Annotated in this window: 20 protein-coding genes; 11 read left to right on the top strand and 9 right to left on the bottom strand. The window is 51.3% G+C overall.

Annotated elements, in window-relative coordinates:
- Positions 1–111 precede the first annotated feature (111 nt).
- Positions 112–840, top strand: a complete 729-nt coding sequence (locus HQN79_RS02395; protein WP_173284100.1) for a YggS family pyridoxal phosphate-dependent enzyme — start codon at positions 112–114, stop codon at positions 838–840.
- Between the two features lie 234 nt (positions 841–1,074).
- On the opposite strand, the gene HQN79_RS02390 is transcribed toward HQN79_RS02395, so the two are convergent.
- Positions 1,075–1,974 carry a hypothetical protein gene (locus HQN79_RS02390; RefSeq protein ID WP_173284099.1) on the bottom strand — a complete coding sequence of 300 codons (900 nt, stop codon included), beginning with the start codon at positions 1,972–1,974 and terminating at the stop codon, positions 1,075–1,077.
- A 269-nt stretch (positions 1,975–2,243) separates the two neighbouring features.
- On the opposite strand from HQN79_RS02390, the gene proC reads away from it, so the two are divergent.
- The 7 genes from proC to HQN79_RS02355 all read left to right on the top strand — a co-directional run bounded on the left by proC (position 2,244) and on the right by HQN79_RS02355 (position 8,468).
- Positions 2,244–3,071: a pyrroline-5-carboxylate reductase gene (gene proC, locus HQN79_RS02385; protein WP_173284098.1), complete on the top strand. Its 828-nt coding sequence runs from the start codon at positions 2,244–2,246 to the stop codon at positions 3,069–3,071.
- Entirely contained in the window at positions 3,071–3,658 is a 588-nt protein-coding gene (locus HQN79_RS02380; RefSeq protein ID WP_238843404.1) for a YggT family protein, read from the top strand. Before proC ends, HQN79_RS02380 begins: the two co-directional genes overlap by 1 nt.
- The gene (gene metX, locus HQN79_RS02375; RefSeq protein WP_173284097.1) at positions 3,655–4,800 is read left to right on the top strand and encodes a homoserine O-succinyltransferase MetX; all 1,146 of its coding nucleotides are present in this window, start codon (positions 3,655–3,657) and stop codon (positions 4,798–4,800) included. The genes HQN79_RS02380 and metX overlap by 4 nt, the downstream gene beginning before the upstream one ends.
- Complete coding sequence (metW, locus tag HQN79_RS02370) at positions 4,797–5,414, top strand: methionine biosynthesis protein MetW (RefSeq protein WP_173284096.1); 618 nt, start codon at positions 4,797–4,799, stop codon at positions 5,412–5,414. The genes metX and metW overlap by 4 nt, the downstream gene beginning before the upstream one ends.
- Positions 5,415–5,623: 209 nt before the next feature.
- Positions 5,624–5,845: a FeoA family protein gene (locus HQN79_RS02365; RefSeq protein WP_173284095.1), complete on the top strand. Its 222-nt coding sequence runs from the start codon at positions 5,624–5,626 to the stop codon at positions 5,843–5,845.
- A complete protein-coding gene (feoB, locus tag HQN79_RS02360) occupies positions 5,842–8,202 on the top strand; it encodes a Fe(2+) transporter permease subunit FeoB (protein WP_173284094.1) in 2,361 nt (786 codons plus the stop codon). Before HQN79_RS02365 ends, feoB begins: the two co-directional genes overlap by 4 nt.
- Positions 8,199–8,468, top strand: coding sequence for a FeoC-like transcriptional regulator (locus tag HQN79_RS02355; RefSeq protein WP_173284093.1), 270 nt, complete (start codon positions 8,199–8,201; stop codon positions 8,466–8,468). The genes feoB and HQN79_RS02355 overlap by 4 nt, the downstream gene beginning before the upstream one ends.
- Here the strand turns inward: HQN79_RS02355 and HQN79_RS02350 are convergent.
- The 3 genes from HQN79_RS02350 to HQN79_RS02340 are packed head-to-tail and all read right to left on the bottom strand — an operon-like array spanning position 8,465 to position 10,601.
- A complete protein-coding gene (locus HQN79_RS02350) occupies positions 8,465–9,394 on the bottom strand; it encodes a PilZ domain-containing protein (RefSeq protein ID WP_173284092.1) in 930 nt (309 codons plus the stop codon). The two genes, HQN79_RS02355 and HQN79_RS02350, sit on opposite strands and share 4 nt — an antisense overlap.
- Positions 9,395–9,426: 32 nt before the next feature.
- Entirely contained in the window at positions 9,427–9,936 is a 510-nt protein-coding gene (locus tag HQN79_RS02345) for a pyridoxamine 5'-phosphate oxidase family protein (protein ID WP_173284091.1), read from the bottom strand.
- 2 nt (positions 9,937–9,938) lie between these two features.
- Positions 9,939–10,601 (bottom strand): alpha/beta hydrolase, encoded by a 663-nt coding sequence (locus HQN79_RS02340; RefSeq protein WP_238843403.1) that lies wholly within the window; start codon positions 10,599–10,601, stop codon positions 9,939–9,941.
- A gap of 157 nt (positions 10,602–10,758) precedes the next feature.
- Here HQN79_RS02340 and lptM point away from each other — a divergent pair, with 157 nt between their 5' ends.
- Both lptM and lysA read left to right on the top strand, forming a co-directional pair.
- Complete coding sequence (gene lptM, locus HQN79_RS12085; RefSeq protein ID WP_275284687.1) at positions 10,759–10,887, top strand: LPS translocon maturation chaperone LptM; 129 nt, start codon at positions 10,759–10,761, stop codon at positions 10,885–10,887.
- Between the two features lie 119 nt (positions 10,888–11,006).
- The gene (gene lysA / locus HQN79_RS02335) at positions 11,007–12,257 is read left to right on the top strand and encodes a diaminopimelate decarboxylase (protein WP_173284090.1); all 1,251 of its coding nucleotides are present in this window, start codon (positions 11,007–11,009) and stop codon (positions 12,255–12,257) included.
- Between the two features lie 100 nt (positions 12,258–12,357).
- Here the strand turns inward: lysA and HQN79_RS02330 are convergent, their stop codons facing one another.
- The 3 genes from HQN79_RS02330 to gcvH form a co-directional block, all read right to left on the bottom strand.
- Positions 12,358–13,590 (bottom strand): hypothetical protein, encoded by a 1,233-nt coding sequence (locus HQN79_RS02330; RefSeq protein WP_238843402.1) that lies wholly within the window; start codon positions 13,588–13,590, stop codon positions 12,358–12,360.
- 17 nt (positions 13,591–13,607) lie between these two features.
- On the bottom strand, positions 13,608–14,798 hold the full coding sequence (locus HQN79_RS02325) for a class I SAM-dependent rRNA methyltransferase (RefSeq protein ID WP_173284089.1): 1,191 nt from the start codon (positions 14,796–14,798) through the stop codon (positions 13,608–13,610).
- A gap of 113 nt (positions 14,799–14,911) precedes the next feature.
- Positions 14,912–15,301 carry a glycine cleavage system protein GcvH gene (gcvH, locus tag HQN79_RS02320; RefSeq protein ID WP_173284088.1) on the bottom strand — a complete coding sequence of 130 codons (390 nt, stop codon included), beginning with the start codon at positions 15,299–15,301 and terminating at the stop codon, positions 14,912–14,914.
- Positions 15,302–15,558: 257 nt separating this feature from the next.
- Between gcvH and HQN79_RS02315 the strand changes: the two genes are divergently transcribed.
- Positions 15,559–16,026: a PAS domain S-box protein gene (locus tag HQN79_RS02315; RefSeq protein WP_202984501.1), complete on the top strand. Its 468-nt coding sequence runs from the start codon at positions 15,559–15,561 to the stop codon at positions 16,024–16,026.
- A 23-nt stretch (positions 16,027–16,049) separates the two neighbouring features.
- Here HQN79_RS02315 and HQN79_RS02310 read toward each other — a convergent pair whose 3' ends face one another.
- Complete coding sequence (locus HQN79_RS02310; protein WP_173284087.1) at positions 16,050–16,895, bottom strand: MerR family transcriptional regulator; 846 nt, start codon at positions 16,893–16,895, stop codon at positions 16,050–16,052.
- A 66-nt stretch (positions 16,896–16,961) separates the two neighbouring features.
- Positions 16,962–18,419 carry a cryptochrome/photolyase family protein gene (locus HQN79_RS02305; protein ID WP_173284086.1) on the bottom strand — a complete coding sequence of 486 codons (1,458 nt, stop codon included), beginning with the start codon at positions 18,417–18,419 and terminating at the stop codon, positions 16,962–16,964.
- Between the last annotated feature and the right edge of the window lie 43 nt (positions 18,420–18,462).

The following is an 18,462-nucleotide window of genomic DNA, read 5'->3' as shown; positions in this document are numbered from 1 at the left end:
CGGCGAAGTTGAGCGAAGTTAAGGTTTCTCTGCCGGCCCGGTTTTCCAGTCAAACAAACACGCATTGAATCCGCTACAATTTAGTTTTTTACGGACACAAAGGATTCTACAATGAGCCTGCCGCACGCAACGCCGCAACGCCAGCAACAGCTACAAGAGAATTTCCAGAAAGTTGAGCAGCGAATCGAGGAAGCCTGCCACGAGGCGGGACGCCCGAGAGAATCCGTACAACTGCTGGCAGTCAGCAAGACCAAACCGCTTGAAGACATACTCAGTCTGGCTGCTATCGGACAACAGGCCTTCGGAGAAAACTATCTTCAGGAAGCACTCGACAAAATTGCGCAAGCCCCGGAACTTGAATGGCATTTCATCGGACCGATTCAATCCAATAAAACCCGACCTATTGCGGAAAACTTCGCTTGGGTACACAGCGTCGATCGTCTGAAAATTGCGCGTCGTCTCAGCGAACAGCGTCCGCCGAACGCCGCCACGTTGAAAATTCTTCTGGAAATCAATCTTGACGAAGAATCCAGTAAAGCGGGGTTCAATGAACAGGATATTGAAGACGCCGTTAGCGAAGTTCTGCAAATGCCGCATATCGAATTACGCGGTCTGATGGCGATCCCGATGATCCGCAGCGATTTTGAAGGACAAAGAGCGGTCTTCCGTCGATTGAAAAAGCTTCTGGGTGCCCTACAGAAGAAATTTCCGGATGCCCGTCTGGATACTTTATCCATGGGGATGTCCGGCGATCTGGAAGCGGCGATTATGGAAGGCGCTACGTGGATACGTATCGGGACGGATCTGTTCGGCGCACGCGATTACGGCAGCAAAAGTTAAACCGCCAAAAGCAAAAAAGCCGGTTAGGCGTTATCCACCCGACCGGCTGTTCTCCTTTTTGCAGTTCCATCCTTCAGAAAAGAATGAAATGGGTAATTTCTAATAAAACCTTACCATTACTTTTTTGACAAAAGCCGCAAAATTCTATTGATTACCTCTATCTTTATTTAACGTCCGCAAACCGCCAAACTTTAGTCTTTTTCAGAAGAATCCTGCACTTTTCATCGCCATGCTTCAGGAAGCGGCACGCAGCGCTGACGTCGGCACATTGAACCCGTCCAGCTGGCGATGGAAACTTTCCATACGCGCCAGCCACATCTGTTCACTGCCCTGATCCGGAAAACGTTGCGCGGCCACTTTAGCCGTCAATTGTACCCAGGTTTTCGAGGCATCCTCGAACCACTCATTCAACGTTTCCAGAGCGGACTGCCACTTCTGATAATATTCGGGAAGCTGTTCCAGCGACGAAAACTTATTGATGCCGTTCACTGACTGATTCACATCCTGTACCGCACCGTATTCCGCAATCGCAGCCTGTTGCTGAAGCGAGCTGTAGCTGGCCGACTGCGTTAAATTCAGTTGCATGCTCTGCAATTGACCGAAATCCATTTTCAATGTTTGCGCAGACTGCAACGCCTGTTCCAAATTGCCGCCGTAAAACTGATTGGCTATGGCATCAACCTGATCAAAGACCTCGAAAACTGCTTTCAACTCGTCAAGATTCAACTCGCCCTGAACACTGAAAGCAAAACGCTCTGCAAACGCCATTGTCTGCATGGTTTCAAAAGATTTATAGAACGCATTTCCCTGCGGCTGATCCTGAGCATAGCGAGTCTCCGCATACATCATCTCTTTATAGGATTGATAGGAGGCGTACAACTGTCGAAAGTCGACCGTGACGCGATCGCCCTCTTTAGTAGTCAGTTGCAGACTCATGTTTTCACTGTACTGAAAGCCCCTTTCAACTTGAACATCCGAAGCCAGGAAACGGGTGTCACTGGGTTCACCGGCATAGCCGGCAGGCTGCGACCTTCTGGACAAGTCATCCTCGATCCCGGGCACAAACAGATGCTTTCCGACCGACGCATCCGCCAGTCGGTTCAGAAAATCATTACCGGTAATCAAACTCAACATACATCACCTCAAATCACTACGGGTCAATTTTGCCTCTGGCATCGTCTTATTGCCGCCACTGAAAAGCTTAACGGCGCTAAGGGAAGATACTTTAACCGTCACGTACTCAGCCTATTGGGACGGCACGCTTACGACGATTACCGAACACTGCAAAACACTCAGCCGAAATCGTGCAAAAACCCTGAGTAATTGGGCACTAGAGTGTAATTTTACCCGCAAGATGGCATATAATAACCGGCACTGAAATTTACCTAACAAGGCCGGATATTATGAACGCAAAAATCTGTTTTATCGGCGCCGGGAATATGGCAAAAAGCCTGATCGGCGGCTTGCTTGCCAGCGGCTACGAAGCGAAGAATATTATCGCCACTGACCCATCCGAAGAGCAGCGACAGGCGCTTGGCAGTCAGTTCGCCATCGAAAGCTTTGCTGACAACAATGAAGCATTGATGCACGCGGATATCGTCGTTCTGGCGGTAAAACCGCAAATTCTGCGCAATGTTTGCGCCGAGATATCATCAACCGTTCAGGCAGGGTCTCCTCTGGTTCTTTCCATCGCCGCCGGCATTCGCACCGACGATATCGATCGCTGGCTGGGCGGAAATCTCCCGATTGTTCGCACTATGCCGAATACCCCGGCTTTGATTCAGACCGGGGCAACCGGGCTTTTTGCCAATGCACGAGTCAACGACGAACAGAAGAGTCAGGCGGAACACATTATGCGTGCGACCGGTTTAACACTATGGGTTGATACAGAAGCGAAGATCGATGCGGTCACCGCCCTTTCTGGCAGCGGCCCGGCATACTATTTCCTGTTTATGGAAGCGATGGAGAACGCCGCGGAAAAACTGGGACTGGATCACAAAACCGCCCATCTTCTGACAATGCAAACTGCTCTGGGCGCGGCCAAAATGGTGATGGAAAGTCATCAGGACTGCGCGCAATTGCGTGCCAATGTCACCTCGCCGAACGGCACCACACAAAAAGCGATCGAACATTTCGAGAGCAAACAGTTGCGCGAGATCGTTGAAGGCGCTATGACGGACGCCTATCAGCGCGCCCAAGAACTGGCAGACGAACTGGGAGGCGACGCCTGATGGAAATGACATCCCCTTTAGGCCAGGGAGGCCTTTTTTTACTTCAGTTCACCGTCGGACTGGTGATTTTCGCTCTGATGCTGCGCTTCCTGATGCGTGCGACTTATGCGGACTGGAACCACCCGGTCGTCACCTTTATCGCCAAAGTGACCAACCCACTGTGTGCAGCGGCTAACAAAGCCATGCCGACCAAAGGACGCTGGGACTGGGCGGCGATTATTACCGCGCTGGTGATCTACGGCATTTTCGTATTCCTGATCGGACTGCTGACCGATCGCGAGTTTGGGTTGCTCTTTATTGTTCTGACTTCGATCAGTGAAATTCTCAATCAGCTGCTGGATATGATGTTCTGGCTGATTATTATTCAGGTAATTTTAAGCTGGGTTTCGCCGCAACCGAACCCGAATACGATTATCTTTATCCAAATGACTCAGCCGATCCTGGAGCCGTTCCGCCGTCTGATTCCGCCGATCAGCGGCCTGGATCTGTCGCCTATCGCGGCCATTGTCGCCATTAAACTGGTGCAGTATGTCATTGTCGGCTATATCACCCTCGCCGCCCAATCTATGATAGGAATGCCTGGATGAGTATTACCAATCCAACTGTCACACACTACCTTGCAGTTAACCAACCGCTTCAATTGACCAGCGGTGCGACCCTGCCCGAATACGAACTGGCCTATGAAACTTACGGACAGCTCAATGAAGACAAGTCGAATGCCATTCTGATCTGTCACGCCTTGAGCGGTGATCAGCATGTCGCCGGCATTGACGCCAACGGGAAAAAAGGCTGGTGGGACGGCTATATCGGGCCTGGCAAAGTGATCGATACCGATAAGTTCTTTGTTGTTTGCTCCAATAACCTTGGCGGTTGCCGAGGCAGTACCGGTCCGACCAGCATTAATCCGCAAAACGGAAAAGTGTATGGCCCGGACTTTCCGATCGTCACCTGTAAAGACTGGGTACAAAGCCAGAATCTGTTGCGCGAGCACCTCGACGTTGAACAGTGGGCAGCGCTGATCGGTGGCTCCATGGGCGGAATGCAGGTATTACAGTGGGCGATCGATTTCCCGGAAAAGGTTCGGCATGCGATCGTCATTGCCGCCGCCCCGAAGCTTTCGGCACAGAATATCGCTTTCAATGAAGTCGCCCGCCGGGCAATCATGTCCGATCCGGACTTCCACGACGGACGCTTCATCGAACACGATACAATCCCGAAACGCGGACTGACGCTGGCTCGAATGCTCGGTCATCTGACCTATCTGTCCGACGATATGATGGGAGTTAAATTCGGCCGCGAACTGCGCGAAGGCAAGCTGCAATACAACTACGAAGTCGAATTCCAGGTCGAGAGTTATCTTCGCTATCAGGGCGAAAAATTCGCAACCAAACAGAATTTCGATGCCAACACCTATCTGCTGATGACCAAAGCGTTGGATTACTTCGACCCTGCTGCCGATTTCGAACATGACCTCAGCAAAGCGCTGGCTCAGGCGACAGCGAAATTCCTGGTCGTTTCCTTCACTTCCGACTGGCGTTTCTCGCCGCAGCGTTCGCACGAAATTGTCAAAGCGTTGCTGGATAACGATGCCGATGTCAGTTATGCCGAAGTCAAATCCGAACACGGCCACGATGCATTCCTGCTGCCAAACCCACACTACGAAGGAGTTTTCCGGAATTACATGAAGCGTGTTCACCAAGACACCCTGGCAGCGGAGGCGCAAAAATGAATCAAGGAAAAATCATTTCCAACGAGTTCAAGTTGATTTCCGACTGGATTCAACCTGACAGCCGCGTACTGGATTTGGGCTGCGGAGACGGCGAGTTGCTGAATTATCTGATCAAAACCCATAACGTCAACGGCTATGGCATGGAGCTGGATCCGGATAAAACGACTCAGGCGCTGGGCAACGGCATCAATGTCATTCAGACGGATCTGAACAGTTATGATCTGACCTATTATTTTGACGAAGACTCCTTCGACTATGTCATCATGACACAGGCGCTTCAGGTGGTCAGCCGTCCGGATGAGCTACTGGACGAAATGCTCAGCATCGGCAAAAACTGCATTATCACTTTCCCGAACTTCGGCCACTGGAGGAACCGTGCGCAACTGATGTTCGGCGGCACCATGCCGGAAACCGAAACGCTGCCTTACCACTGGTTCGACACGCCGAATATTCATATGTGTACCTTCAAGGATTTCGAAAAGCTGTGTGAGGACAAGCATATCAAGGTGGTCGCACGCACCGTGGTCAACAGCGAACATGAGAGTTCTCTCGGCATGCGAATTGCGCCGAACCTTCTGGGCGAAGTGGCACTCTACCAGATTCGCAAAAAGTGACTCTTCTCTGCAGGCGGCAGCGGGAAACCTTTCCTCTCGCCGTTTTGCAGGTTATAACACGCGATTTCTTTATCGATTCAGCTTTCTTTCATAGTTCATCCCGGTCTCGCGATTGAGCTTTAGATTAGAGTTTGCTAAAATTCGCAAATAATAATTATTATCATTTATTTTTCCGGTTTAGCGAAACCGCATAATTTTCGAGAGATTACATGCTGCTATCAGAATGTACCAATGGACAAATCGCCCAAATCACTCACCTCAAAGGCGAAGTCGAGATGAAAATGCGCTTGGTCAATCTCGGCTTTCACACCCACAGTGTGGTCGAATTGATTATGATTCGCGGCAACAATTTGGTCATTACCGTTGATGGCAGCCGTTTCGCTCTCGATAAGCAGATTGCCGAACTGGTTGAAGTCGAGCCGTTATCATGACCGTTTTAGCCCGCAATTCAAAAAGCAAATCCCAATTTGCCCTGCAGCATAATGTTCAGGTTGCTCTCATCGGCAGCCCTAACTGCGGGAAAACCACCCTATTCAACCGCCTGACCGGTTCGCAGCAGACAACCGGGAATTGGCCCGGGGTTACAGTTGAACAGAAATCCGGCTATTTCAAATTGAACAATCAGAACTACCACCTGATTGATCTGCCCGGAGTTTACAGTCTTGATCTGTCCAATCATTCCGGCCTGGATGAAAAAGTTGCCTGTAATTTCCTGCAATGCCAGCCGGCTGACCTGATTATTAATGTGGTGGATGCAACCAGTCTTGAACGTCAGCTTTTCCTGACGGCGCAACTACTGCATATGGGGTTGCCTGTGGTTGTCGTTCTCAACCGTATGGATCTGCTTAAAGAACGCAATCTGCATATCGATATCGACAAACTTTCCGAGCAGCTGCACTGTCCTGTCATCCCGATTTCGGCTTATCTCAATAAGGGAATCGATCAACTCAAGCAGCAGCTGCCGCAGTATCTTAATCACCGTGTCGATCTGCACTTCGACCTGCCGGAGGTTCTGCATAACAGTGTGCATCAGGTGCGCGACGCGCAAGGGCTGGAAAGCGAAGATTCGGTCGGAGAATCGTGCTGGAAAACGTTACAGATGCTGATTCATCCACATACCGCGGACACGGCGCTGCAGAGTTTCTGTATCGCCGAAAAACAGCGTTTGGAAGAACATTACCATGAAGATCTGGCACTGATCGCAGCGGATCTTTATTTTCAGTTTGCGCATGATGCCGCGCATGCCAGTGAAATCCGTACCGACCAATTCACCCGCAATACGACCGACAGTATTGATCGCTGGGTCCTGCATCCGATCTGGGGCCTGCCGATCTTTTTCGGAATTATGTATCTGCTGTTCGCCGCTTCGATTGCGGTCGGTAACGTCTTTATCGACTTCTTCGATCTCGGCGCCCAAGCACTGTTTGTCGACGGCACCGCCAATTTCCTCGGCTGGCTCGGATCCCCCGAATGGCTGACCTCGCTGATTGCCAACGGTATCGGCGGCGGCGTACAGGTGGTCGCCACCTTTATTCCGGTCATCGGAGCCCTGTATCTTCTGCTTTCGATCCTTGAAGACACCGGTTACATGCAGCGCGCGGCCCTGATTATGGATAACTTCATGCGCCGCCTCGGTTTGTCCGGTCAAGCGCTGGTTCCCTTGGTAATCGGTTTCGGGTGCAACATTCCGGCGGTACTGGCCAGCCGGACGCTACCGGCTCAGCAGGATCGAATCAAAACCATCATGATGACTCCTTTCATGTCGTGCAGCGCCCGACTGACAGTGTATGTCATGTTCGCAACCGCTTTCTTTGAAGAGAATGCCGCGCTGATTGTCTTCTCACTGTATATGACCGGGATTCTGGCCGCCATTCTTACCGCCTGGATGCTGAAGAAAACCCTGCTCAGCGGTCAGGCGCGCCCATTGCTGATGGAACTGCCGATCTATCACAAGCCAACCGCACTGAATGTGCTCATCAATACCCGTAATCGACTGAAAAGCTTTATTCTCGACGCCGGTAAGGTCATCGTCATAGTGGTATTGATTCTGAACGTGCTTAATAGCCTCGGTACGGACGGTACCTTTGGACATGACAATCAGGAAACTTCGGTTCTAAGCAGCATTGCCAAAAGCGCAACACCGATCGTTGAACCGCTAGGTATCACGGAAGAGAACTGGCCTGCGACCGTCGGTCTGTTTACCGGTCTGCTGGCTAAAGAAGTGGTCGTTGGCTCGCTTGATGCTCTCTACCAGCAACAGAATATCGAAATGGACAGCGCTGCCGAGTTCAGTCTGGGCGCCAGCTTGAAAGAAGCCTGGCAGACAATACCGGATAACCTGAGCGGCATCTTCGGCGATATTTCCGACCCGCTCGGTCTGCAGTCGATTGAGTCGGTGCATGACAAGGTGGCGATTGCCGAAGAACAGGGATTCAGCCTGAGCACTCTGGATAAGATGGTCAACTCCTTCCAGGGCGCTATCGGTGCCTACGCCTATCTGTTGCTTATTCTCCTGTATTTCCCGTGTGTCGCGACTTTCGGGGCGATTAAGCAGGAACTGGGCTGGCGCTGGGCTTTAACCAGCGGAACCTGGAGCCTGTTCCTGGGATATTCGGTTGCGGTCAGCTTTTACCAGATCGCAACTTTCAGCCAGCATCCGAGCGCATCGGGCATTTGGCTGGCGGTATTCGCCTCGATTTTCGCAATGATTTGGTTTACCCTGAAATCGATCGGAAGAAAAACAGCAACCGCACCGTTAGAAAAAACCTCGGGAGGAAAGGCTTTATGATTCTGTTAGACATTAAACGCTATATCCGCCAAAGAGAGCGAGTCAGTCTGGACGATATTATCAACCGCTTCGATCTGAGTCGGGACGCAGCCGAAGGTCTGCTACAGCCTTTGATCAGTCAGGGACATATCCAATCGCTGTCCGCCAGCTGTTCAACCGGGCGCTGCAGTAGCGCCTGTCAAAGCAATCAGACTTACTATCAATGGCTCGATAACAAACTGCGCCAACTCAACTTCCCGGTTCAGTTACACGCCAACAACGTCTAAACCCAACTGCGAATCACCGGCACTTTGTGCATCGCCTGGCGAACTTCCTGATGTTGCAGAAAGCGCTCAATATCCTGCTGTGTTCGACTGGAAGGCATAATAAATTCGATTGCCGTGCGGTACTGTTCGCCTTCCGTCGAGCGGGTTTTGCGTGAATACAGCACTTTGCCTTTGACCATCACAACCCGATCCAGTTCCATAAAAACATTCACCTGCTCCAGCACTTTAAAAGGATTGGCAGAAACAAATCCCAGTCCTCCGGAACTGAGATTAATCATTCTTTTCGGCCATTGCTCGGGATGCGAAATCGGAGCATAGGCTCTTTTAAGAAGGTTATAGAGCGCGTTGAGCTGGTTATATTTGCGGATCAATGCATCCAATACAACGGCCGCCGTCATCCCCTGCGCAACCAGCTGCTCAAGGTTGGATACATAGAAATGCACGTCAAAATCTTCTCTCTCAGCCTGCGGAAAAATGAACAGTCCCTCGTCCAGAGCATTCTCAACACTGTCTTTCAAAGAACTCAGTTCTTCCTCCAGTTCAGCGTATAGCCCGGCAATCAAATGACTGGTCGGCGAATCTTTTTTGACCTCCGGCGGAGAATATTTCAGATCGTCGCGGGCACGGAACTTATATTCCGCATGCACGCGCGGGTTCTGTTGATCCAGCAACTGCTGCAGCATCCAGAAAAAATAGTTCAGACGGTGATTGATGCCCGAAAACAGCGGATACAACGGCGCTCCGCGAGTGGAAAGATCTTCAAGCAGTTGATCGACCGTGATATTCAAACTTTCGATTTTTCTCTGCAGAGCTGCGCTTCGCGGACCTTTCAACTGCTGCAATGTCTGCTTCCATTCCGACGACTCCCGTTGCAGGTAAATATGAATCGGTACATCAAAACGGAAAAAACGACGTCCATTTCCCATGAGCTATCCAATTAACGACTAAAAATGCTTTTCTAACGACCTTTCTGCAATCGCGGCAAGCCGCCCAAACCGCCTTCCAGAAGATAGGCCTGGGCAAAGCCGCGGACATACACCGCTTTGGTCACCTTAAGCCGGAAAAGCGAAAAATCCGGCAATGTCTGCAGCGTAGCAATAATGTCGCCAAAACGCTTCTCAAAACGCAACATCCATTCAACAAATTGTGCATCGTCACGCTCGACAAGCGCAACCTGCATCTCCAGACTCAAACGCTCACGCGCATAAATCTGCTCGCACTCCGCTTCATCCGCCAGAATCATTCCGGAAATTGCACATGATTCCGCTTCGATACATTGCAGCAGATTGCCGGTATGTTCCGCTAAGGCACTGACAAATATCGCCAACTCGCCCTGATCGTTGAAGGCAAACGGGGTCTGACTGCTGTGTAGCTTTCCTTCGGCATTCCGAGTACTGAGGACCAGCGTCTTTTTGGATTGCCAGAAATCGCGGCATGCCTGCTGAATTTTTGAATCCGGCTGGGTCATGATTAAGCCTCTCTTTGCTGCAGCCATTCTCCGATCTTAAGCAGCTGCTCAGCACAAACCTGATGCGCCATCGGATAGGTATGCCACTCAACCTGATAACCACCTTTTTCAATCGCGGCGCGGGACGCCTCTGCGGAGGCTAAAGGGACAACCGGATCGTACAGACCATGCATCATTAGAATCGGCATTTTGCGGTGCAGGTAAAACTGCTCGGCCATCGGGCAATAGGTTGACAGACCCATGACCCCTCCAAGTTCATACTGACCGCTCAAAGCGGCATGCAGCGCAATCAACCCACCCTGTGAAAAACCGGCAAGAATAATATCTTCAGCGGCCATTCCCTGTTTAAGCTGATTTTCAATCAACTCGAATACCCGATAACAGGCAACACGAATACCGGCGGCATCGACATCGTTCATCAGATCTTCACTGCGGATGTCATACCAGGAATGCATTTGCATGCCTCCATTAATGGTAACCGGGTTAATCGGCGCATGCGGAAAAATAAAGCGAATGCCATGGTCTTCGGGCAGACCGAGTTGCGGAACGACGGGTTCAAAATCATGACCGTCCGCACCCAGTCCATGCAACCAAATAACCGTTTTTTGTACTTTACCCTGCGGTTCAATCAGAACCGGCGGCTCCTGTTTCAGTTGTGAAAACACGCGTTATTCCTTAATTTCCTGCTGTATTTTTGAGATTTAGCACCACTTTACCAAGCCGTAACAAGAATACAATTGTAAATCGGCCAAAAGCGCCGGTCTCTGGTAAAATAGCCGCCATTCAACGAACTATCGGAAGTTAACCTCAGGGAAAGGCTTTATGAAAACCCTTCTGTGTGTAGTATGCGTGCTGATCGCTCTGGGCGGCTGCGGCAAAAAAAGCGACTTGACCTTGCCCGACGAACCGCAAAAAAGCCTGTCGGGATTGAGCGACAATCAGCGCCCTTAAAAACTTCCTTAATCCGCTTAAAGACCCCGTACGGGTTGCCGTCGAAAACGCAGCCTTTGAGCAAACGGGAAAGCCGAGCGGATTTTATCGCCGAATTCAGATTTTCAGGACTTAACATTATGACTCCATTCACCTATCAAAACGGCACCCTGTTTGCCGAGAACGTATCCCTGGCGCAACTGGCCGAAAACTACGGAACACCGTTGTATGTTTATTCCCGTAGCGAACTGGAAAACCGCTGGAAAGCTTTCGATCAGGCCTTCGGCAAACAGCCTCACCTTGTCTGTTATGCGGTCAAAACCAATTCCAATATTGCTGTTCTGAATGTTCTGGCCAAACTCGGTGCCGGTTTCGATATCGTTTCGCAGGGCGAACTGGAAAGAGTGCTGCGTGCCGGCGGCGATCCGAAAAAAGTGGTCTTTTCCGGGGTTGCCAAGCAGCCTGCAGAAATTCGCCGTGCGCTGGAAGTGGGCATCCGCTGCTTCAATATCGAATCCCATGCCGAACTGGATCGTATTCAGCAGGTCGCCGAAGAGATGGATCAGGTCGCAGCCGTGTCGATTCGCGTCAACCCGGATGTAGATGCCAAAACACACCCTTATATTTCCACCGGTTTGAAAGACAACAAATTCGGCGTTGATATCAACACCGCCCCGGAACTCTATCAGCAGGCCGCGAACTGCAGCCATGTCAATCCGGTCGGAATCGACTGCCACATCGGTTCTCAGCTGACCGAGATCACGCCTTTCGTCGATGCTTTGGAACGTGTTTTGGCGCTGAAAAACACCTTGCAAGAACAGGGAATCGAGATCCACCACCTGGATCTCGGCGGCGGTCTGGGCATCACCTATACCGATGAAACCCCTCCGGCCATCAGCGACTATATCGGCGCGCTTCTGGACAAACTCAACGATCCGGATATGGAAGTTATTATTGAACCAGGCCGAGCGATTGCCGGAAACGCCGGCGTTCTGTTGACGCAGGTCGAGTTCCTTAAACCGACCGAACATAAAAATTTTGCCATTATCGACGCCGCCATGAACGATTTGATTCGCCCGGCTCTGTACCAGTCCTATCAGGACATCGTCGCCGTTACACCGCGTGAAGACGGACTGCAAGCGCAATGGGATCTGGTCGGACCGGTCTGCGAAACCGGCGACTTCCTTGGTAAAGACCGCTCGCTTAACCTGCAGGCAGGCGACTTGCTGGCGGTTAAATCCGCCGGCGCTTACGGCTTCACCATGGCTTCCAACTACAACACCCGTCCGCGCGCTGCGGAGATCATGGTTGACGGCGAGCAGACACATCTGATCCGCCGCCGCGAAACTTACGATGACCTGATCGGCCTGGAAACACTGATCGAGGAATAAACCCGCCTCGTTCTGTAAAAAGAAAAAGCCCGCCGGATACGCATTATCCGGCGGGCTTTTTTATGACATTCATTCTTCGCTTGCTTATGTAAATATCCGCTCAATCCGCATTTCTAGGCAATTGCTGCAACAGCCAGAGATGCAGATCGCTGAGTTGCTTGGCCTGCGCCAGAGAATTATCCTCTCCGCGGATTTTCAGAACCTGAACCTGTGATTCGGATTGCGAAACATCCGGCCACTTGATTTCAGCCGCCCACAGACGCTCATCTCCATCGTCAGTCTTCTCGCGCCAAACCACAATCGAATGCTGTTGCGGCATATCCCTGGCAAGCAGCCACCAAGGATGTTGCAGCACACGACTGATAAAAACCAACTCCTCTTCACGCTCGATGACTTTCGGCTGCTCACCGATAAACCCGCTGTCAACAGTCTGCACGCTTTCCGGCAGAGCCTCTGCAAGCCACTGCTTATAAAGACGTTCAACGTCGGTCAGAAAACGGCATTCGGCCAATTGCGCAACGTTATCTTCTGCACCGAGCAACGCCAATAACAATAAAGCATCTTCAAGCAAAGCGACCATTGCCTGACACTGCAGTGGACGACAAGGCAATTGCGCCAGCGATTTATGCAATCGACTGCCGATCAGTTGCGGAAAACCGGCCGCCAGAGACAACGCCATCGAATTGATCCGCGGCAGCGCCTGCAAACCATGCAGACGCTTGGGATCGATAATGCAGGCTTCAATCTGTTCGGCAATCTGTTGATTGACAAAGCGCAGGCGCAAATTGCGTAACAGTTTGACTGTCTCCGCCTTACCGGGCCAGCCAAGTTGCTGCACCATTTGCTGCCGGTTACCGGTCATCAGAGCCACGACATCCGGCTCGGACAGACCGCTGGTCACCAGGCGCCACGCCAACATCGGGGATTGATCCAGCAGTTCGAAAAGCTGCGGGTATTTGGCGGCATAATGCAACAACATCAGCTGATGGGAGGGGAAAAGACGGCACGAATCCTGTACCCATTTGGGAATCTGCTTCAACCATGGATCCGTCTCGCGGTTTTTCGGCCATTCAAAGGGTTTGATAAAAACCGGATACTCGGGAATCGGCTCGCCATCAAGCATCATTTTGTCCCAGCTCGGCAGAGACAAAACACCCACTTCGGGAAAAAGTTTACGCGCATCGACCCAAAGCACCTGATCGAACTCTTCCCAGTAACAGAACTTGCTCAGATGCTTCTGGCGCAGATCCAAAGACGAGCTTTGCGCAAACTGCACCAGCGGTCTATGAGCGGAACCGGAGAGAGCGGATCGGAATTGCAGGCCGGATTTCATCGCATCATACCCGTCATTTACCAGCTGGCGCCGACCTTGAAGAACAGAGTCTTGATATACTCGGTTTCACCGATTGCCGGATGCACCGGGTGATCCGGCCCCTGATGCCCCTGATCAAACAGCTGTACCTGGCGGTCGATATGACGACCGGCCATCTGTACCGCCTGTAGAAGCTGATCGCGGGTCAGATGGTGAGAGCAGGAAGCAGACACCAGAATGCCGTCTTTTTCCAGGACGCGCATGGCCAGTTCGTTGATGCGCTTATAGGCCTCAAAGCCCTGTTTAAAATCTTTCTTGCGCTTGATAAAAGCCGGAGGATCGACAATGACAACATCGTATTTGTGCGCTTCCGCTTTCAGAGCATTCAATACATCAAACGCATTGCCCTGAATCGTGATCAGCTTATCCGCCACGCCGTTCAAGGCCGCATTGGCATCTACGCCATCCAACGCTAATTCCGACGCATCGACACAAGTCACTTCCTCGGCACCGGCATTGGCCGCAGCCACCCCCCAACCGCCAAGGTAGCTGAAAACATCCAGAACGCGTTTGCCCTGCACCAGTTGCTGCAAACGTGCGCGAGACTGGCGGTGATCGTAGAACCAGCCGGTTTTTTGCCCTTCCTGAACCGGAACCGCAAACTTGGTATTATTCTCTTCGATCACCAGCTCTTGCGGTAAATCACCGATCACCTCTTCGTCCAGAGAAAGCCCTTCCAGCTCGCGTGAACCGATGTTGTTTTTCAAAACGATCGCCTGCGGATGGTAAAGGTTTTCCAGCACCTGCAGAATGTCGGCTTTTACCGCTTCCATACCGGCGGTGGAAATCTGTACCGAGAAGACATCGCCAAAACGGTCGATCACCAGTCCCGGCAAGCCGTCGGCTTCGGCAAATACCAGACGATAATACGGCTTGTCGAAACTCAGTTCGCGTAGCGCCTGAGCTGCCTGAATACGCTTTTTAAGGAATTTCATATTCAGTTCAAGCTTGGCGCTGCGGCTTAAAATACGTGCGCAGATCAAAGTATTCGGATTGACATAGCCCATCCCCAGCGGTTTACCGTTGCTGGCTTCGATAATGACCTGCTGGCCAGGAGCGAACTCTTTCAAAGGGGTCTCTTTGGTGTCGACCTCATTGCTGAAAACCCATAAATGCCCCTGCTTGATACGGCGCTCTTCATTCTTTTTTAAGCGTAAACTGGCTAACATTGATTTTATTCTCGCTGCAGACCCGATTTTTTTCGGGCATTGAAAACAAAAAGAAGAGAGCGTTCTCGGGAACGGTTCTCTTCTTTTGCAAAATTAGAATGCGTACTGAAGGATTATTCGGCGTCGATTTGCGCCTGATAATCTTCATCGCTCAGAAGGTTGTCCAGTTCGGACTCGTCATGCGGCTGAATCTTGAACAGCCATCCGCCATCGTACGGCTCGTCGTTAATCAACTCCGGCTCGTCTTCCAGCGCTTCGTTATAAGCGACGATCTCTCCGCTCAGCGGTGCAAAAATATCCGATGCCGATTTAACCGATTCCAAAGACATCACTTCTTCTCCCTGGGCCACATCCGACCCCAATTCGGGAAAAGTTACGCTCATCAACTCGCCTAGAGCCTCCTGAGCAAAATCGGTAATTCCAACAACCGCCAAGCCGTCTTCATCAATATAGACCCACTCGTGACTATCGGCATATTTTAAATGATTCGGTAAGACACTCATCACAAATTCCTTTGATACGTTTTGGCAAATCATAACATCAATTAAAGGGAAGTTGCCAAGAACTCATAAGCCATTCCCGAAAGAACTTCTAAAAAGCGGATGTCCAGTCATTTTGGGAACTCAGAAGCACACTTAAACGGTGTCTTCAGGTGCCTTGTATCCTCCGGCACTTCGATGCAAAAAAGCGTTTTGGGAAATAGTTGCCGCCCATATAGGCCTTGGATACAATGGTGGCAATTCTACTAGCGGTGGCCTTAATGAAAGACCCTAAATTGCGCAACGCACTTCTCCTGCAACTCGTCGAGCAGGCTCAGGACGGCATTGTCGTAGCGGAGAAAGAAGGCGAAGATACGATTCTGATCTATGTCAATCCCGCCTTTGAAAAGCTGACCGGCTACAGCGCCGATGAAATCCTTTATCAGGACTGTCGCTTTCTTCAGGGGGAAGATACCCGTCAGGAGTCGGTACATAAAATCCGTGAAGCAATTGATAGCAGCCAACCGGTGCGCACCATCCTCAAAAACTACCGCAAAGACGGTTCACATTTCTGGAATGAACTCAGCGTCACCCCCTTCTATGATGAACACGATCGACTGACTTACTATATCGGCATTCAAAAAGATGTGACTGAACAGGTCGAGCTGCAAATGGCACTGGAAGCGGCCGAAAAGAAGATTACCGAACTCGAAGCTAGGCTGAAAGCAGAAAATTCAGGCGCCAATTAAAACCGCCCGCCAGCGTTGCTGGCTTAGAAAACAGTCGCCTGAATCTGCGGAAGATCTGCAAACAGCTCGCGGTAGGATTTCAGCTCCATCTGTACCGCTGACACCTTGTCCATCCGAGCCTCTTCAAGGGTCATGAAAACACTCGTCAATCCCGGGTAATGGATTTCTTCGGCAAATTCTGCCAGGCTCCTTTCCGCCAGCATAACAAGGCCGCAGCATTGTAATTGCTTTAACGCCTGTGTAGACGGCAAAGGTTTGACCCCACCCAAAAACGGAACAATTCCCTGATGACTTAACCAGAGTCCGCACAGAACCTGCGCCAACTGGGAGTCCACTTTCGGACTGGAAGCAACATAAACGTTTTGACAATGCCGATGGCCTTTAAGATTCTTCAGCCGCTGTTGCGCAAAATACAGGCGAGAATACAAACGGGGTAAGAGTGCACTCTCCCAGCATGTTCTGGCAGACGCGTCATGCAGATCCGCATCCAACTCGCATAACGTCTGCAGAGCGGACAGCTCGTCAAATTCGACAAACAGCGAATCGATCGCCGTCTGTAAAGCTGGGTAATCACTATTTTGTGCGCTGGCTGCAAGCGTATTGGCGATAGAGCGTAATTCATTCGGCGCCTCGCAAGCCTGCGGACTTTCCTGCAAGATCGCTTTGACCTGACTGATCGCAACCCCTTGCCGGGTCAGATCCACCGCACGCTTGAGCACCTCAATATGCTCATCGGTATAGAGTCGATGCCCGCTTTCGGTTCGTACCGGTTCCACCAAGCCATAACGACGCTCCCAGGCGCGCAAGGTAATTGCATTTACGCCGGTCAGTCGCGAGACCTCACGAATTGGATAAAGAGGTTGGTCCATGGCACTCGATCACAGTCAATTAAATTCAAATCCGCCTATCTTAGACAAGAACGCTCTAAGGCGCAATTAGGCACGCTTCCCGCCCCGTTTGAGTTTGTCGACCCGAAGCAGGTGCTGAGCCCTGCTGCGCTTTAAATCGACAACCGGATACGGATAATGTTTCCCCAGATTAATCCCCTTGAGTACACACTCCTGAGGATAGAGCCAGGGCGCGTGAATCGCTTTGCTTGAAAGCGTTCGCAACTCAGGCACCCATTTGCGGATGTAATCGCCCTGGGCATCAAACTTCTCGCTTTGGCGCAAGGGATTAAAAAGACGGTAGTAAGGCGCTGCATCAACACCGCATCCCGCAACCCACTGCCAGCCCATGGCATTATTCGCCGGGTCGGCGTCCAGCAGTGTGTTCGCAAACCAGGCCTGTCCGTGACGCCAATTCACATTAAGATCTTTTGTCAGCAACGAAGCAACCAACATCCGCACACGGTTATGCATATAGCCCGTTTCCCAGAGCTCGCGCATACCGGCATCAATAATCGGAATTCCGGTCTGCCCGCTTTGCCAGGCGGAGAGCGACTCGGCATTATCCTGCCAGCGCATATCTGCAAACTTCTGCTGAAAAGGCTCGGTTTCCGTATTCGGGAAAAACCATAACATCAGACGGGCGAACTCCCGCCACAGGAGTTGTCTAAGCCACGGCTGCGCATTCAGTTGCGGGTTTTCTTCAGCATAGGCTATTAATTCGAAATAGATCGCTTGGGCGGAGATTTCCCCGAAATGCAGGTAAGCAGAGAGTCGGCTGGTTGCATCCAATAGCGGAAAATCTCGGTCATGATCGTAATCGCTCAGGTTTTGCGTAATAAAACGCTGCAGCTGCTGCCACGCGGCATCCTCTCCCGGCTGCCAATATTGCAGCAGCTTTTGCGCCCAAGGCCGGTTCTGAATCTCCCGCAGACTCAGCGGCAATTCAAAACGTTCAGCCGGCAACTGCGGCCAGTGTAATTTGAGCCAGTCCTCATCCCGGGTCACCACTCTTTCATCAAGCGGCTGCAAGGCCGGCAGCTTGTCCACAACCGCTTTGTAAAACGGGGTAAAAACCACATAGGGATTCCCCTGTTTGTTGACGACTTCGCCGGGCGTAAACCAAAATTCGGAGTAGAACGGCTGCAGAGCCACCTGTCGTTTCTTACACATTTGCAAAGCAAGATTCTGCATTTCCGTAAACGGCTGGCCGACCTGAACACTATAGAAAACCTGCTGAGGTTCAATCTCCTGCAGAGCCAATGCAAACTGCTGCGCAAAATCGCCGCTGTACAGCAAAAGCTCCGCGCCCTTATGCCGCAGTGAGGCTTGTAGTCGAAGCAAGCTGTGTGCAAGCCAGACGCTATTCGCCTGACCCAGTGTTCTTTGCGGGTCATGAAAATAGACCAATGCCACCTTATCAGACTGCGCAATCGCATCTTGCAAAGCCGGAAGATGACTCAAGCGTAATTCTCGCTGGAGCCACACCAATGTAGTTTTCTCCATAAAGCCTCTCCTAGCCACATTAGACACCGTGTGCGTTTTCCCT

This window comes from Thiomicrorhabdus xiamenensis (assembly GCF_013282625.1).
GTDB lineage: Bacteria > Pseudomonadota > Gammaproteobacteria > Thiomicrospirales > Thiomicrospiraceae > Thiomicrorhabdus > Thiomicrorhabdus xiamenensis.
Note: the sequence above shows the minus strand (reverse complement) of the source record. Positions and strands in the feature narration are given on the sequence as shown.

Excerpts from the sequence above, each read along its gene's own strand:
- HQN79_RS02395 (WP_173284100.1), top strand. The coding sequence starts at position 112 with ATGAGCCTGCCGCACGCAACGCCGCAACGCCAGCAACAGCTACAAGAG.
- HQN79_RS02390 (WP_173284099.1), bottom strand. The coding sequence starts at position 1,974 with ATGTTGAGTTTGATTACCGGTAATGATTTTCTGAACCGACTGGCGGAT.
- proC (WP_173284098.1), top strand. The coding sequence starts at position 2,244 with ATGAACGCAAAAATCTGTTTTATCGGCGCCGGGAATATGGCAAAAAGC.
- HQN79_RS02380 (WP_238843404.1), top strand. The coding sequence starts at position 3,071 with ATGGAAATGACATCCCCTTTAGGCCAGGGAGGCCTTTTTTTACTTCAG.
- metX (WP_173284097.1), top strand. The coding sequence starts at position 3,655 with ATGAGTATTACCAATCCAACTGTCACACACTACCTTGCAGTTAACCAA.
- metW (WP_173284096.1), top strand. The coding sequence starts at position 4,797 with ATGAATCAAGGAAAAATCATTTCCAACGAGTTCAAGTTGATTTCCGAC.
- HQN79_RS02365 (WP_173284095.1), top strand. The coding sequence starts at position 5,624 with ATGCTGCTATCAGAATGTACCAATGGACAAATCGCCCAAATCACTCAC.
- feoB (WP_173284094.1), top strand. The coding sequence starts at position 5,842 with ATGACCGTTTTAGCCCGCAATTCAAAAAGCAAATCCCAATTTGCCCTG.
- HQN79_RS02355 (WP_173284093.1), top strand. The coding sequence starts at position 8,199 with ATGATTCTGTTAGACATTAAACGCTATATCCGCCAAAGAGAGCGAGTC.
- HQN79_RS02350 (WP_173284092.1), bottom strand. The coding sequence starts at position 9,394 with ATGGGAAATGGACGTCGTTTTTTCCGTTTTGATGTACCGATTCATATT.
- HQN79_RS02345 (WP_173284091.1), bottom strand. The coding sequence starts at position 9,936 with ATGACCCAGCCGGATTCAAAAATTCAGCAGGCATGCCGCGATTTCTGG.
- lptM (WP_275284687.1), top strand. The coding sequence starts at position 10,759 with ATGAAAACCCTTCTGTGTGTAGTATGCGTGCTGATCGCTCTGGGCGGC.
- lysA (WP_173284090.1), top strand. The coding sequence starts at position 11,007 with ATGACTCCATTCACCTATCAAAACGGCACCCTGTTTGCCGAGAACGTA.
- HQN79_RS02330 (WP_238843402.1), bottom strand. The coding sequence starts at position 13,590 with ATGAAATCCGGCCTGCAATTCCGATCCGCTCTCTCCGGTTCCGCTCAT.
- HQN79_RS02325 (WP_173284089.1), bottom strand. The coding sequence starts at position 14,798 with ATGTTAGCCAGTTTACGCTTAAAAAAGAATGAAGAGCGCCGTATCAAG.
- gcvH (WP_173284088.1), bottom strand. The coding sequence starts at position 15,301 with ATGAGTGTCTTACCGAATCATTTAAAATATGCCGATAGTCACGAGTGG.
- HQN79_RS02315 (WP_202984501.1), top strand. The coding sequence starts at position 15,559 with ATGAAAGACCCTAAATTGCGCAACGCACTTCTCCTGCAACTCGTCGAG.
- HQN79_RS02310 (WP_173284087.1), bottom strand. The coding sequence starts at position 16,895 with ATGGACCAACCTCTTTATCCAATTCGTGAGGTCTCGCGACTGACCGGC.
- HQN79_RS02305 (WP_173284086.1), bottom strand. The coding sequence starts at position 18,419 with ATGGAGAAAACTACATTGGTGTGGCTCCAGCGAGAATTACGCTTGAGT.